Origin of the sequence: Reyranella aquatilis, assembly GCF_020880995.1 — a bacterium.
Classification (GTDB): domain Bacteria; phylum Pseudomonadota; class Alphaproteobacteria; order Reyranellales; family Reyranellaceae; genus Reyranella; species Reyranella aquatilis.
Genome location: NZ_JAJISD010000008.1, coordinates 182,439 through 197,222 on the forward strand (window position 1 = coordinate 182,439; position 14,784 = coordinate 197,222).

Annotated in this window: 18 protein-coding genes; all 18 read left to right on the plus strand. The window is 64.9% G+C overall.

Annotated features, from left to right (window positions below):
• The first annotated feature begins 43 nt into the window (after positions 1-43).
• Positions 44-4,216: a DNA-directed RNA polymerase subunit beta' gene (rpoC, locus tag LJ725_RS19050; RefSeq protein WP_230552230.1), complete on the plus strand. Its 4,173-nt coding sequence runs from the start codon at positions 44-46 to the stop codon at positions 4,214-4,216.
• A gap of 432 nt (positions 4,217-4,648) precedes the next feature.
• Positions 4,649-5,020, plus strand: a complete 372-nt coding sequence (rpsL, locus tag LJ725_RS19055; protein ID WP_068199662.1) for a 30S ribosomal protein S12 — start codon at positions 4,649-4,651, stop codon at positions 5,018-5,020.
• Positions 5,021-5,035: 15 nt separating this feature from the next.
• Positions 5,036-5,506 carry a 30S ribosomal protein S7 gene (rpsG, locus tag LJ725_RS19060; protein WP_068199663.1) on the plus strand — a complete coding sequence of 157 codons (471 nt, stop codon included), beginning with the start codon at positions 5,036-5,038 and terminating at the stop codon, positions 5,504-5,506.
• Positions 5,507-5,542: 36 nt separating this feature from the next.
• Positions 5,543-7,648, plus strand: coding sequence for an elongation factor G (gene fusA, locus LJ725_RS19065; protein WP_230552231.1), 2,106 nt, complete (start codon positions 5,543-5,545; stop codon positions 7,646-7,648).
• Between the two features lie 45 nt (positions 7,649-7,693).
• Entirely contained in the window at positions 7,694-8,884 is a 1,191-nt protein-coding gene (gene tuf, locus LJ725_RS19070) for an elongation factor Tu (RefSeq protein ID WP_230552224.1), read from the plus strand.
• 34 nt (positions 8,885-8,918) lie between these two features.
• On the plus strand, positions 8,919-9,233 hold the full coding sequence (gene rpsJ, locus LJ725_RS19075) for a 30S ribosomal protein S10 (RefSeq protein WP_068198221.1): 315 nt from the start codon (positions 8,919-8,921) through the stop codon (positions 9,231-9,233).
• A gap of 27 nt (positions 9,234-9,260) precedes the next feature.
• Positions 9,261-9,980: a 50S ribosomal protein L3 gene (rplC, locus tag LJ725_RS19080; RefSeq protein WP_230552232.1), complete on the plus strand. Its 720-nt coding sequence runs from the start codon at positions 9,261-9,263 to the stop codon at positions 9,978-9,980.
• 10 nt (positions 9,981-9,990) lie between these two features.
• A complete protein-coding gene (gene rplD, locus LJ725_RS19085; protein ID WP_230552233.1) occupies positions 9,991-10,611 on the plus strand; it encodes a 50S ribosomal protein L4 in 621 nt (206 codons plus the stop codon).
• Positions 10,608-10,931 (plus strand): 50S ribosomal protein L23, encoded by a 324-nt coding sequence (locus LJ725_RS19090; RefSeq protein ID WP_230552234.1) that lies wholly within the window; start codon positions 10,608-10,610, stop codon positions 10,929-10,931. Before rplD ends, LJ725_RS19090 begins: the two co-directional genes overlap by 4 nt.
• Before the next feature lie 16 nt (positions 10,932-10,947).
• Positions 10,948-11,778, plus strand: a complete 831-nt coding sequence (gene rplB, locus LJ725_RS19095) for a 50S ribosomal protein L2 (RefSeq protein WP_230552235.1) — start codon at positions 10,948-10,950, stop codon at positions 11,776-11,778.
• An 11-nt stretch (positions 11,779-11,789) separates the two neighbouring features.
• A complete protein-coding gene (rpsS, locus tag LJ725_RS19100; protein ID WP_230552236.1) occupies positions 11,790-12,068 on the plus strand; it encodes a 30S ribosomal protein S19 in 279 nt (92 codons plus the stop codon).
• Positions 12,069-12,074: 6 nt separating this feature from the next.
• Positions 12,075-12,461, plus strand: coding sequence for a 50S ribosomal protein L22 (gene rplV / locus LJ725_RS19105; RefSeq protein ID WP_020695011.1), 387 nt, complete (start codon positions 12,075-12,077; stop codon positions 12,459-12,461).
• Positions 12,461-13,180, plus strand: coding sequence for a 30S ribosomal protein S3 (gene rpsC / locus LJ725_RS19110; protein ID WP_230552237.1), 720 nt, complete (start codon positions 12,461-12,463; stop codon positions 13,178-13,180). Before rplV ends, rpsC begins: the two co-directional genes overlap by 1 nt.
• A 6-nt stretch (positions 13,181-13,186) precedes the next feature.
• The gene (gene rplP, locus LJ725_RS19115) at positions 13,187-13,606 is read left to right on the plus strand and encodes a 50S ribosomal protein L16 (RefSeq protein WP_230552238.1); all 420 of its coding nucleotides are present in this window, start codon (positions 13,187-13,189) and stop codon (positions 13,604-13,606) included.
• A gap of 11 nt (positions 13,607-13,617) precedes the next feature.
• Positions 13,618-13,809, plus strand: a complete 192-nt coding sequence (gene rpmC / locus LJ725_RS19120; RefSeq protein ID WP_230552239.1) for a 50S ribosomal protein L29 — start codon at positions 13,618-13,620, stop codon at positions 13,807-13,809.
• Between the two features lie 10 nt (positions 13,810-13,819).
• Positions 13,820-14,068, plus strand: a complete 249-nt coding sequence (gene rpsQ / locus LJ725_RS19125) for a 30S ribosomal protein S17 (RefSeq protein WP_230552240.1) — start codon at positions 13,820-13,822, stop codon at positions 14,066-14,068.
• Positions 14,069-14,086: 18 nt separating this feature from the next.
• Positions 14,087-14,455 carry a 50S ribosomal protein L14 gene (gene rplN / locus LJ725_RS19130; protein WP_230552241.1) on the plus strand — a complete coding sequence of 123 codons (369 nt, stop codon included), beginning with the start codon at positions 14,087-14,089 and terminating at the stop codon, positions 14,453-14,455.
• 2 nt (positions 14,456-14,457) lie between these two features.
• Complete coding sequence (gene rplX, locus LJ725_RS19135) at positions 14,458-14,781, plus strand: 50S ribosomal protein L24 (protein WP_068188013.1); 324 nt, start codon at positions 14,458-14,460, stop codon at positions 14,779-14,781.
• The last annotated feature ends 3 nt before the right edge of the window (positions 14,782-14,784 follow it).

A 14,784-nucleotide genomic window follows, 5' to 3' on the forward strand; every position in this document is an offset into this window, starting at 1 on the left:
TCCTCTTCTTCGCGAATTACGTCCACCGAACAGTAGGACAAAAATGACCGACCTCATCAACGTACTGGGCCAGCCGCAGGGCACGCCGACCTTCGACGAGATCCGCATCTCGATCGCCAGCCCCGAGCGCATCCGCACGTGGAGCCACGGCGAGATCAAGAAGCCGGAGACCATCAACTACCGCACGTTCAAGCCGGAGCGTGACGGCCTGTTCTGCGCGCGCATCTTCGGGCCGATCAAGGACTACGAGTGCCTGTGCGGCAAGTACAAGCGCATGAAGTTCCGCGGCATCACCTGCGAGAAGTGCGGCGTCGAAGTGACCCTCACCAAGGTGCGCCGCGAGCGGATGGGCCATATCGAGCTGGCCTCGCCGGTCGCGCACATCTGGTTCCTGAAGTCGCTGCCGAGCCGTATCGGCCTGCTGCTCGACATGACGCTGCGCGACCTCGAGCGCATCCTGTATTTCGAGAACTACGTCGTCAGCAATCCGGGCCTGACTCCGCTCAAGTACCGCGAGCTGCTGAACGAGGAGCAATACCTCAACGCGCTCGACGAGTACGGCGAGGGCTCCTTCGAGGCCGAGATCGGCGCCGAGGCGATCCGCGGCATGCTGCAGGCGATCGACCTGAACGAAGAGCGTCCCCGCCTGCGCGAGGAACTGCGTGAGACGACGTCGGAAGCCAAGCGCAAGAAGCTCGTGAAGCGCCTGAAGCTTTGCGAGAACTTCATCGAGTCCGGCGCCCGTCCGGAGTGGATGATCCTCGAGCTGGTTCCGGTGATCCCGCCCGAACTGCGCCCGCTGGTGCCGCTCGACGGCGGCCGGTTCGCGACCTCGGACCTGAACGACCTCTATCGCCGCGTCATCAACCGCAACAACCGCCTGAAGCGGCTGATCGAGCTGCGTGCGCCGGACATCATCGTACGCAACGAGAAGCGCATGCTTCAGGAGTCGGTCGACGCCCTGTTCGACAACGGCCGCCGCGGCCGTGTCATCACCGGCGCCAACAAGCGTCCGCTCAAGTCGCTGAGCGACATGCTGAAGGGCAAGCAGGGCCGCTTCCGCCAGAACCTGCTCGGCAAGCGCGTCGACTACTCGGGCCGTTCGGTCATCGTGGTCGGCCCGGAGCTCAAGCTGCACCAGTGCGGCCTGCCGAAGAAGATGGCGCTCGAACTGTTCAAGCCGTTCATCTACTCGCGCCTGCAGAACTACGGCATGGCCAACACCATCAAGGCCGCCAAGCGCATGGTCGAGAAGGAGCGGCCGGAAGTCTGGGACATCCTCGAGGAGGTCATCCGCGAGCATCCCGTGCTGCTCAATCGCGCGCCGACGCTGCACCGCCTGGGCATCCAGGCGTTCGAGCCGGTGCTGATCGAGGGCAAGGCGATCCAGCTGCATCCCCTGGTCTGCACGGCCTTCAATGCCGACTTCGACGGCGACCAGATGGCGGTGCACGTGCCGCTCTCGCTGGAAGCCCAGCTCGAGGCCCGCGTGCTGATGATGTCGACCAACAACATCCTGTCGCCGGCGTCGGGCAAGCCGATCATCGTGCCGTCGCAGGACATCGTGCTCGGCATCTACTACATCACGCTGGAGCGCGAGGGTGAGCCGGGCGAAGGCTCGCAGTTCTCGGACATGGGCGACCTCGAACACGCGCTGCACAGCCGCGCGCTGTCGATGCACGCCCGCATCAAGATGCGTCTGGAGACCTACGACGACAAGGGCGTGCTCGCCCGCCGCGTCGTGGAGACCACGCCGGGCCGCGTCCTGCTGGCGCAGATCCTGCCCAAGCACGAGAACCTGCCGTTCTCGCTGATCAACCGCCTGCTGACCAAGAAGGACCTGCAGAACGTCATCGACTCCGTCTACCGCCACTGCGGCCAGAAGGAGACGGTGATCTTCGCCGACCGTCTGATGGGTCTCGGCTTCTATCACGCGTGCCGCGCCGGCATCTCGTTCGGCAAGGACGATCTCGTCATCCCCTCCGCCAAGGTGAAGCTGGTTGCCCAGACCACCAAGGAAGTGAAGGAGTACGAGCAGCAGTATCAGGACGGCCTGATCACCTCGGGTGAGAAGTACAACAAGGTCGTCGATGCCTGGTCGCGCTGCTCGGACCGGGTGGCCGAGGAAATGATGAAGGGCATCTCGACGCCGCAGCCGGGTCGTCCGGTCAACGCGGTGTGGATGATGGCGCATTCCGGCGCGCGCGGTTCGGCCACGCAGATGAAGCAGCTCGCGGGCATGCGCGGCCTGATGACCAAGCCCTCGGGCGAGATCATCGAGACGCCGATCCTGTCGAACTTCAAGGAAGGCCTGTCGGTTCTGGAGTACTTCAACTCCACCCACGGTGCCCGAAAGGGACTGGCCGACACCGCGCTCAAGACGGCGAACTCGGGTTACCTGACCCGCCGTCTGGTCGACGTTGCCCAGGACTGCATCATCATCGAGGAGGATTGCGGGACCGAACGCGGCCTCACGATGCGCGCGGTCGTCGACGGCGGCGACGTCATCGAGCCGCTGTCGGAGCGGGTCCTCGGCCGCACCTCGCTGGACGACATCATCGACCCTCTGACGGGCGTGGTGATCAGCAAGGCCGGCGAGCTCATCGACGAGGTCAAGGTCGAGCAGATCGACAAGGCCGGCATCGAGGAGATCCGCATCCGGTCGGTGCTGACCTGCGACACCAAGATCGGCGTCTGCGGCAAGTGCTACGGCCGCGACTTGGCCCGCGGCACCCCGGTCAACATCGGCGAGGCGGTGGGCGTCATCGCCGCCCAGTCGATCGGCGAACCAGGCACGCAGCTGACGATGCGTACCTTCCACATCGGCGGCGCCGCGCAGCGTGGTGCGGAGCAGTCGAACATCGAAGCGAGCCATGACGGCACCGTCCAGGTTCGCAACCGCAACGTCGTCATCAACAGCTCGGGCGTGCCGGTCGTGATGGGCCGCAACACCGAGCTGGTGCTGGTCGATGGGGCCCAGCGCGAGCGGGCCAAGCATCGCGTGCCGTACGGCGCGCGCCTGCTGGTCGACAGCGACACGGCGGTGGTCAAGGGTCAGAAGCTGGCCGAGTGGGATCCGTACACGCTGCCGATCATCACCGAGAAGGCGGGTAAGGCGGTCTACGTCGATCTCGTCGAGGGTGTGTCGATGCGCGAGGTGATCGACGATTCGACCGGGATCTCCAACCGCGTCGTGGTCGACTGGAAGGGCCAGCCGCGCGGAGGCGACCTGCGTCCGCGTATCGCCATCCACGATGCCGACGGCAACCCGATCATGCTGGCGAACGGCCAGGAGGCCCGGTACCTGCTGTCGCTCGACTCGGTGCTCTCGGTCGAGAACGGCCAGGACGTCCATGCCGGTGACATCCTGGCGCGTATCCCGCGCGAGGGCGGCAAGAACCGCGACATCACGGGCGGTCTGCCGCGCGTGGCGGAGCTGTTCGAGGCCCGCAAGCCCAAGGATTTCGCGATCATCTGCGACATCTCGGGCCGCATCGAGTTCGGCAAGGACTACAAGAACAAGCGCCGCATCCTGATCGTGCCGGAAGGCGAGGGTGCGGAGCCTGTCGAGTACCTGATCCCGAAGGGCAAGCGAATTGCCGTCCAGGAAGGCGACTTCGTGGAGCGCGGCGACCTGCTGATCGACGGAAACCCGGTGCCGCACGACATCCTGCGCGTCCTGGGCATCGAGAAGCTGGCGGAATACCTCGTGAACGAGATCCAGGAGGTCTACCGGCTGCAGGGCGTGAAGATCAACGACAAGCACATCGAGACGATCGCTCGTCAGATGCTGCAGAAGGTCGAGATCACGGACGCCGGCGACACGACCTTCCTGATCGGCGAACAGGTCGACAAGGCCGAGTTCGAGGTCGAGAACGCCAAGATCGTCGCGGAGAAGCTGCGGCCGGCCAAGGCCGACCCGGTCCTCCTCGGCATCACCAAGGCGTCGCTGCAGACCAAGTCGTTCATCTCGGCGGCCTCCTTCCAGGAGACCACCCGCGTGCTCACCGAGGCGGCCGTCAGCGGCCGTGTCGATAACCTGCAGGGCCTCAAGGAGAACGTCATCGTCGGCCGCCTGATCCCGGCGGGCACCGGTGGGGTCGTGAACCGCCTGAAGGCCATCGCCGCCCAGCGCGACCGGGCCATCCTGGCCGCCGGCGTCGAGGGTGAGGACCACCCGGTCCCCACTCTCGAGGAAGAGCACGCGGCCGACTGAGATCGGTCCTGAGACAGAAAAATGGGAAGGCCGTCCTCGAAAGGGGACGGCCTTCTTCAATTGTGGCTATTGCGCCACAAACCCACCAGATGTGGTTGTTAGATTCTTGCGCTCCTCACCCGATGCGAGTCAGGAACGAGTCGGATTCGGTCGACTCAGAAATAACCAACGATATCAATGCGAAAAGCCATCAGGCGCGCTTGACGCTTGGGAACGGCGGCCATATAAGCGCGCCACCTCGTCGAGGGGCTGGTGGTTGGCGTGAGCCAAAACGCAGCCTGACGCCGAGGACCGCTACAAGTCAGGCCACCAGGCCACAAAGCTATTCATCCGCGCGGGGCAGTGCGTTAGCCGCTATGCCCGCGCATATGCTTTGTGCCGACGCGTCGATGTTGGGCGGACCCGAGACGGCGTTAAGGAAACCGGAAATCAATGCCGACTATCAACCAGTTGATCCGCAAGCAGCGCCACGGCCTCAAGGCCCACAACAAGGTGCCGGCGCTCGAGGCTTGCCCGCAGAAGCGCGGCGTCTGCACGCGTGTCTACACGACGACGCCGAAGAAGCCGAACTCGGCGCTGCGGAAGGTCGCGAAGGTGCGCCTCACCAACTCCTACGAAGTGGTGAGCTACATCCCGGGCGAGGGTCACAATCTCCAGGAGCATTCGGTGGTCATGATCCGCGGTGGTCGCGTGAAGGACCTCCCGGGCGTTCGCTATCACATCATTCGCGGCACCCTCGATACGCAGGGTGTCAAGGACCGCAAGCAACGCCGTTCGAAGTACGGCGCGAAGCGTCCGAAGTAGGCGAGGGAGGAAAGCATGTCCCGTCGTCGCGCAGCTGAAAAGCGTGAAGTCCTGCCGGACGCCAAGTTCGGCGATATCGTCCTCAGCAAGTTCATGAACACGCTCATGGAGCGTGGCAAGAAGTCGGTCGCCGAGCACATCGTGTACGGCGCTCTCGACGAGGTCGAGGCCAAGCTCAAGCAGGATCCGGTTCCGGCCTTCCACGAGGCCCTGGAGAACGTGAAGCCGGCCGTCGAGGTCCGCTCCCGCCGCGTCGGCGGCGCCACCTATCAGGTGCCCGTCGAGGTCCGCCCGGAGCGTCGCCAGGCCCTGGCGATCCGCTGGATCATCCAGGCCGCCCGCGACCGCTCGGGCCACAGCATGACCGAGAAGCTCTCCGCCGAGCTGCTTGACGCCTTCAACCGCCGCGGTAACGCGGTGAAGAAGCGTGAGGACACTCACAAGATGGCCGACGCCAACAAGGCGTTCGCGCACTACCGCTGGTAAGCGCCCTCTAGGTCTGTTCCAAGAAAGCCCCGTTCCATGGCTCGTACCACCCCTATCGCCGACTACCGTAACATCGGTATCATGGCGCATATCGACGCCGGCAAGACGACGACGACCGAGCGTATCCTGTACTACACCGGCAAGTCGCATAAGATCGGCGAAGTCCATGACGGCGCCGCGACGATGGACTGGATGGAACAGGAGCAGGAGCGTGGCATCACGATCACCTCCGCTGCGACGACGTGCTTCTGGCGGGTCGAGAGCGGCCCGTACAAGGACGTAAGCTACCGCGTCAACATCATCGACACGCCCGGCCACGTGGACTTCACGATCGAGGTCGAGCGTTCGCTGCGCGTGCTCGACGGCGCGGTTTGCGTGTTCGACTCGGTTGCCGGCGTCGAGCCGCAGTCCGAGACGGTTTGGCGCCAGGCCGACAAGTATGGCGTGCCGCGCATCTGCTTCGTCAACAAGATGGACCGCACCGGCGCGAACTTCTATCGCACGGTCGACATGATCGTGGATCGTCTCGGCGCCAAGCCGCTCGTCACTCAGCTGCCGATCGGCTCTGAGGCCGAATACAAGGGCCTGGTCGACCTGGTGTCCAACAAGGCGATCATCTGGCTGGAAGAGACGCTCGGCGCCAAGTTCGAGGTCGTCGAGATTCCGGACGACATGAAGGAAAAGGCCGCGGAGTACCGCGCCAAGCTGCTCGACATGGCCGTCGAACAGGACGATGCCGCCATGGAGAAGTTCCTCGATGGCGAGGAGCCGGACTACGACACGCTGATCAAGTGCATCCGCAAGGGCACCATCAACTATGCGTTCGTGCCTGTGCTGTGCGGCTCGGCGTTCAAGAACAAGGGCGTACAGCCCATGCTCGACGCCGTCGTGAACTACCTGCCGGCCCCCAACGATGTTGCCGACGTCAAGGGCGTCAAGATGGGCAGCGACGAGCCGATCACGCTGCCGTCGAGCGACGATGCGCCGCTGTCGGCGTTGGCATTCAAGATCATGACCGACCCGTTCGTCGGTTCGCTCACCTTCGCGCGCGTCTATTCGGGCGTTCTCGAATCGGCCACCGGCGTGCTGAACAGCACGAAGGACCGCAAGGAGCGTATCGGCCGCATGCTGCTCATGCATGCCAACAACCGCGAGGACGTCAAGGAAGCCCGCGCTGGCGACATCATCGCCCTGGCCGGCCTCAAGAGCGTCACGACCGGCGACACGCTGTGCTCGCCCGAGCATCCGGTCATCCTCGAGCGGATGGACTTCCCGGAGCCTGTCATCGAGCTCGCCATCGAGCCGAAGTCCAAGGCCGACCAGGAGAAGCTCGGCCAGGCGCTGGGCCGTCTGGTCCAGGAAGACCCGACGTTCCGCGTCTCGACCGATGCCGAGACAGGCCAGACCGTCATCAAGGGCATGGGCGAGCTCCATCTCGAGATCAAGGTCGACATTCTGCGCCGCACCTACAAGGTCGAGGCCAATGTCGGCGCCCCGCAGGTTGCCTATCGCGAGACCCTGGGTCGTAAGGCCGAGATCGACTACACCCACAAGAAGCAGTCCGGCGGTTCGGGCCAGTTCGCCCGCGTCAAGCTGACCTTCGAGCCGGGCGAGCCCGGGTCGGGCTACTCCTTCGAGAACAAGATCGTCGGCGGCTCGATTCCCAAGGAATTCATTCCCGGCGTCGAAAAGGGCCTCGAGGCGTCGCGCGAGACCGGCGTGCTCGCCGGCTTCCCGGTGATCGACTTCAAGGTCACACTGACCGACGGCAACTACCATGATGTCGACTCGAGCGTACTGGCCTTCGAAATCGCCGCTCGCGCAGCGTTCAAGGAAGGCCTCGCGAAGGCCCAGTGCAAGCTGCTCGAGCCGATCATGAAGGTCGAGGTGGTGACGCCCGACGACTACATGGGCGACTGCATTGGCGACCTGAACAGCCGCCGTGGTCAGATCCAGGGCATGAGCGCGCGCGGCAACGCGCAGGTCATCGACGCCATGGTGCCGCTGGCCAACATGTTCGGCTACGTGAACACGCTGCGCTCCATGACGCAGGGTCGCGCTGCCTATTCCATGACGTTCGACCACTACGCGGCCGTGCCGCAGGCGGTGGCGGACGAAGTGGTCGCCAAGCTGGCGGGCTAACGGCCCACCGATCGAACGGACAGATTTACTAAGGGATAGAAGACCATGTCGAAGGCGAAGTTTGAGCGGAACAAGCCGCACTGCAACATCGGTACGATCGGTCACGTTGACCATGGGAAGACGTCGCTGACGGCGGCGATCACGAAGATCCTCGCGAAGACGGGCGGCGCGACGTTCACGGCGTACGACCAGATCGACAAGGCTCCGGAAGAGCGGGAGCGCGGCATCACGATCTCGACGGCGCACGTCGAGTACGAGACGACGAACCGTCACTACGCGCACGTGGACTGCCCGGGCCACGCCGACTACGTGAAGAACATGATCACGGGCGCGGCGCAGATGGACGGGGCGATCCTGGTGGTTTCTGCGGCCGACGGCCCGATGCCGCAGACGCGCGAGCACATCCTCCTGGCGCGCCAGGTCGGCGTTCCGGCGCTGGTGGTTTTCATGAACAAGTGCGACATGGTGGACGATCCGGAGCTTCTGGACCTGGTCGAACTGGAGGTTCGCGAGCTTCTGAAGAGCTACCAGTTCCCGGGCGACGACATCCCGGTGGTTCGGGGGTCGGCGCTGATGGCGCTTGAGGACAAGAACCCGGAGCTGGGCGAGCAGGCGGTGCTGAAGCTGATGGCGGAGGTTGACGCGTACATTCCGCAGCCTGCGCGCGACAAGGACAAGCCGTTCCTGATGCCGATCGAGGACGTGTTCTCGATCTCGGGCCGCGGCACGGTGGTCACGGGTCGCGTGGAGCGCGGCATCGTTAAGGTGGGCGAGGAAGTCGAGATCGTGGGCCTGAAGGCGACGTCGAAGACGACGGTCACGGGCGTGGAGATGTTCCGGAAGCTGCTGGATTCGGGCGAGGCGGGCGACAACATCGGCGCGCTGCTGCGCGGCGTGGGCCGCGAGGACGTGGAGCGTGGCCAGGTGCTGGCGAAGCCGGGCTCGATCACGCCGCACACGAACTTCGAGGCCGAGGCGTACATCCTGACGAAGGAAGAGGGCGGCCGCCACACGCCGTTCTTCACGAACTACCGTCCGCAGTTCTACTTCCGGACGACGGACGTGACGGGCGTGGTGACGCTGCCGGAAGGCACGGAGATGGTGATGCCGGGCGACAACGCGCGGCTGGTGGTGGAGCTGATCCAGCCGATCGCCATGGACGAGGGCCTGCGCTTCGCCATCCGCGAGGGCGGACGCACCGTCGGCGCCGGCGTCGTCACCAAAGTCGTAAAGTAAACGTAACGTACGCGACAAGGCGAACATCATGGCCATGGACAACACAAACATCCGGATCCGGCTGAAGGCCTTCGATCATCGCGTGCTCGATTCGTCGACCAGCGAGATCGTCAGCACGGCCAAGCGGACGGGCGCACAGGTGCGTGGGCCCATCCCGCTGCCGACCGGGATCGAGAAGTTCACGGTCAACCGCTCGCCGCACATCGACAAGAAGTCGCGTGAGCAGTTTGAGATCCGTACGCACAAGCGCGTGCTCGACATCGTCGATCCGACCCCGCAGACCGTGGACGCGCTGATGAAGCTCGACCTCGCCTCCGGCGTGGACGTCGAGATCAAGCTCGGCGCCTAAGCGGACCAGGAAAGAAGGAAGAAGACCATGCGTTGCGGTCTCGTCACCCAGAAGGTCGGCATGACCCGCGTCTTCAATGACGCCGGGGAGCATGTGCCCGTCACCGTTCTGAAGGTGGATCAGCTGCAGGTTGTCGCTGTCCGCACTGAAGAGAAGGACAAGTACGTCGCCGTGCAGCTCGGCTACGGCAAGGCCAAGGTTAAGAACGTGACCCAGCCGATGCGCGGTCACTTCGCCAAGGCCAAGGTCGAGCCGAAGAAGAAGCTCGTCGAGTTCCGGGTCGCCAAGGACGCCGTGCTCGAGGTCGGCGCCGAACTGGTGCCCAGCCACTTCGTGCCGGGCCAGTTCGTCGACGTCGTCGGCACCACCATCGGCCGCGGCTTCACCGGCTCGATGGTCCGCTGGAACTTCCACGGCCTCGAGGCCAGCCACGGCGTTTCGGTCTCGCACCGGTCGCATGGTTCGACCGGTAACCGCCAGGATCCCGGCCGTACGTTCCCCGGCAAGAAGATGGCCGGCCACTATGGCAGCGAGCGCGTGACCACGCAGAATCTGAAGGTCGTCGCCGTCGACGACGAGAAGGGTCTGCTCCTGGTCTCCGGCGCCGTTCCCGGCCCGGCCAACGGCTACATCATCGTCAAGGACGCCTCCAAGCGCGCCCGTCACAAGGATGCCCCGTATCCGGCCGGCCTGCGCAAGGCTGCCGGCGAAGCGGCTCCGGCGGCTGAAGCCGCTCCGCAGGCTTAAGGATCAGGTCATGAAGATCGCGGTCAAGACCATCGAGGGCGGCAGCGCCGGCGAGATCGATCTCGCCGATGCGGTGTTCGCCGTTCCCGTCCGCAAGGACATCCTGCAGCGCTGCGTCGTGTGGCAGCTCTCGCGCCGCCAGCAGGGCACGCACAAGACCAAGGGTCGCTCCGAGGTCACGGCGACGGCCAAAAAGATGTACGCCCAGAAGGGCACCGGTCGCGCGCGTCACGGCAACGAGGCGGCACCTCAGTTCCGGGGCGGTGGCAAGGCGTTCGGTCCGGTCGTGCGCAGCCATGCGAGCGACCTGCCGAAGAAGGTCCGCAAGCTGGCACTCCGTACCGCTCTGTCGGCCAAGGCGGCCGAGGGCAAGCTGATCGTGGTCGAGGCGGCGGCACTTGCCGAGCCGAAGACCGCACAGCTCAAGGGTCACTTCGGCGCGCTCGGCGTGACCAGCGCCCTGATCATCGGCGGCGCCGAGATCGACACGAACTTCGCCCGCGCCGCGGCCAACATCGCCCACGTCGATGTGCTGCCGCAGCAGGGCGCGAACGTCTACGACATCCTGCGCCGCGACACGCTGGTGCTCACCAAGGATGCCGTGAAGCACCTCGAGGAGCGTCTGCAATGAGCGCCAAGCGGTACATCCCCGCAACCGTCTCGCGTTCGCGCATGTACGAAGTCATTCGTGCGCCGCTGATCACCGAGAAGACGACCAATGGCTCGGAGCACAGCCAGGTGACTTTCAAGGTTGCCGCCGACGCGACCAAGCCGGAGATCAAGCAGGCCGTCGAAGGCCTGTTCAAGGTCAAGGTCAAGGCGGTCAACACCGTCACGGTCAAGGGCAAGAGCAAGGTTTTCCGCGGCCGTCCCGGCGTGCGGAGCGACTGGAAGAAGGCGATCGTCTCGCTGGTCGAGGGTCACAAGATCGACGTGACCACGGGCCTGTAGGACGGGAGAGCAAACAATGGCCTTGAAGACATTTAAGCCGATCACGCCGTCCCTGCGACAGCTGGTCATCGTCGACCGCACCGGCCTCTGGAAGGGCAAGCCGGTCAAGGAGCTGACGCGCGGCAAGACCAACACCGGCGGTCGCAACAACCACGGTCATATCACCAGCCACCACATGGGCGGCGGGCACAAGCGTCGCCTGCGCCTGGTCGATTTCAAGCGCCGCAAGTTCGGCGTGACGGCGACCGTCGAGCGCCTGGAGTACGATCCGAACCGCACGGCGTTCATCGCCCTCATCAAGTATGCGGACGGCGAGCAGGCCTACATCCTGGCGCCGCAGCGCCTGAAGGCGGGCGACGAGATCGTCTCCGGCGAGCGCGTCGACATCAAGCCCGGTAATGCGATGCCGCTCGCGAACATGCCGGTCGGCACGATCGTGCACAATGTCGAGCTCAAGGTCGGTCGCGGCGGCCAGCTGGCCCGTTCGGCAGGCAACTATGCTCAGCTGGTCGGCAAGGACGCCGGCTACGCCCAGATCAAGCTGAGTTCGGGCGAACTGCGCCTGGTGCCGGGTGGCTGCCTGGCCACGGTCGGCGCGGTGTCGAACCCCGACAACCAGAACATTGTCATCGGCAAGGCCGGCCGTCAGCGCTGGCTCGGCCGTCGCCCCACCGTCCGCGGTGTCGTGATGAACCCGGTCGACCATCCGCACGGCGGTGGTGAAGGCCGCACCTCGGGCGGCCGTCATCCGGTCACTCCGTGGGGCAAGCCGACCAAGGGCAAGAAGACCCGCAAGAACAAGGCGACGGACAAGCTGATCATCCGCCGCCGGCATGCGACGCGCTAGGAGATAGGACAGTGGCACGTTCCGTTTGGAAGGGCCCCTTCGTTGAAGGCAGCCTGATCAAGAAGGCCGAGAAGTCGCGCGGCAACATCCGCAGCGAGGTGATCAAGACCTGGTCGCGTCGCTCGACGATCCTGCCGCAGTTCGTCGGCCTGACGTTCGGCGTCTACAATGGCAAGAAGTTCATCCCGGTGAGCGTCACCGAGGAGATGGTCGGTCACAAGCTCGGCGAATTCTCGCCGACCCGCACCTTCACCGGCCACGCCGGTGACAAGAAAGTGTCGAAGGATTAACGCGCGATGAGCAAGCCATCCGCTCCCCGCCGCGAGGCGGACAACGAAGCCAAGGCCGTCCTGCGCGCCGTGCGCATCAGCCCGCGCAAGCTCGACCTCGTGGCCGCGACGATCCGCGGCAAGAAGGCGGCGACGGCCGTCAACGAGCTCACCTTCTCCAAGAAGCGGATTGCCCGCGACGTGAAGAAGGCCCTGAATTCGGCCATCGCCAATGCCGAGAACAACCACAACCTCGATGTCGACCGCCTGGTCGTCGCCGAGGCGTCGGTCGGCAAGGGCCTGGTGATGAAGCGTTTCCAGACGCGCGGCCGCGGCCGTGCGGCCGGCATCGTCAAGCCGTTCGCTCATCTCACGATCGTGGTGCGCGAGCGCGCCGAGGCGGAGGACAAGTAATGGGTCAGAAGGTCAATCCGATCGGCCTGCGGCTCGGTATCAACCGGACCTGGGACTCGCGCTGGTACGCCGAGGGCGCCGAATACTCGAAGATGCTCCATGAGGACATCCACATCCGCAAGGTGCTGCGCGAGCGGCTGGCCCAGGCGGGCGTTGCGAAGATCGTCATCGAGCGTCCGGCCAAGCGCGCCCGCGTCACCATCCACACCGCCCGTCCGGGCGTCGTGATCGGCCGCAAGGGCGTCGACATCGAGAAGCTGCGCTCCGACCTCGGCAAGATGACCAAGGGCGAAGTGGCCCTGAACATCGTCGAGATCCGCAAGCCCGAGATCGATGCCACGCTGATCGCGGAGAACATCGCCCAGCAGCTCGAGCGTCGTGTCGCCTTCCGTCGCGCCATGAAGCGCGCCGTCCAGTCGGCGATGCGCCTGGGTGCGCTCGGCATCCGGATCAACTGCTCTGGCCGTCTCGGCGGCTCGGAAATCGCCCGCATGGAATGGTACCGCGAAGGTCGCGTGCCGCTGCACACGCTGCGCGCCGACATCGACTACGGCACCGCCACCGCCTTCACCACCTTCGGCACCTGCGGTGTCAAGGTCTGGGTGTTCAAGGGCGAGATCATGGCGCACGACCCCATGGCGCACGACAAGCGCGCCGAGGAAGCCGCGCCGCAACGCACGCCGGCGCGCGCGGAGCGCTCCGAGCAGAGGGACGCGTAATCCATCATGCTGCAACCCAAGCGCACCAAGTACCGCAAGGCCTTCAAGGGTCGTATCAGCGGCGCTGCCAAGGGCGGTTTCAACCTCGACTTCGGTTCTTATGGACTGAAGGCGATGGAGCCGGATCGTCTGACCGCGCGCCAGATCGAGGCGGCCCGCCGCGCCATCACGCGTCACATGAAGCGTGCCGGCCGTGTCTGGATCCGCGTGTTCCCGGACGTGCCGGTGTCGAAGAAGCCGGCCGAGGTCCGCATGGGCTCCGGCAAGGGCGCGCCCGAGTTCTGGGCGGCCCGCGTCAAGCCGGGCCGCATCCTGTTCGAGCTCGAGGGTGTTTCCGGCACGATCGCCAAGGAAGCCCTGGCGCTTGGCGCCGCGAAGCTGCCCATCAAGACCCGCTTCGTCAGCCGCGTCGGCGCCGAAGGCTGAGGGAGAAGGACATGAAGGCCACCGATCTGCGCCCCAAGACCAAGGACGAGCTCAAGAACGAGCTCGGCAACCTCCGCAAGGAGGCGTTCAACCTGCGCTTCCAGAAGGCCGGGGGCCAGCTGCAGAAGACTTCCCGCGCGCGCCAGGTTCGCCGCGACATCGCCCGCATCAAGACGGTGCTGGGCGAGAAGGCCGCCGGTTAAGGAGCACGAAATGCCTAAGCGTATCCTGGAAGGCGTCGTCGTCAGCGACAAGATGGACAAGACCATCGTCGTCAAGGTCGAGCGCCGCGTTCAGCATCCGATCTACAAGAAGTTCATTCGCAAGTCGAAGAAGTACCACGCGCACGACGAAGCCAACGCCTTCAAGGGCAAGGTTGGCGAAGTCGTCCGCATCCGCGAGTGCCGCCCGCTGTCCAAGACCAAGAGCTGGGAAGTTCTGGTCGAAGGCGCCCAGGCTTAAGCGGTCGGAGCACAAGTCATGATTCAGATGCGAACCAACCTCGAGGTCGCCGACAATTCGGGCGCCCGTCGGGTCCAGTGCATCAAGGTGCTGGGCGGCTCACGCCGCAAGTATGCCAGTGTCGGCGACGTCATCGTCGTGTCGATCAAGGAAGCGATTCCGCGCGGCAAGGTGAAGAAGGGCGAGGTGCATCGCGCCGTCGTCGTCCGCACCTCTTTCGCGCTGCGCCGCCCCGACGGCAGCGCCATCCGCTTCGACCGCAACGCCGCCGTGCTCCTCAGCAAGCAGGATGAGCCGATCGGCACCCGTATCTTCGGACCGGTGACGCGCGAGCTGCGTGCCAAGAAGTTCATGAAGATCATCTCGCTTGCGCCTGAGGTGCTCTAGCCATGGCAAACAAACTGAAGATCAAGAAGGGCGACCGGGTGAAGGTCATCACCGGTGGCAGCAAGGGCAAGGTGGGCGACGTCCTGCGCGTTCTTCCCAAGGAGAACCGCGTGGTCGTTTCCGGCGTGAACATGATCAAGCGCCACACCAAGCCGAGCCGTGCGGAAGCCGGCGGCATCATCGAACGCGAGGCCACGATCCACGTCTCCAACGTGGCCCTGCTGGATCCCAAATCGGACAAGCCGACGAAGGTCGGGTTCCGGTTCCTTGAAGACGGCCGCAAGGTGCGCATCGCGCGTGCCTCCGGCGAGACCATCGACCGCTAGGAG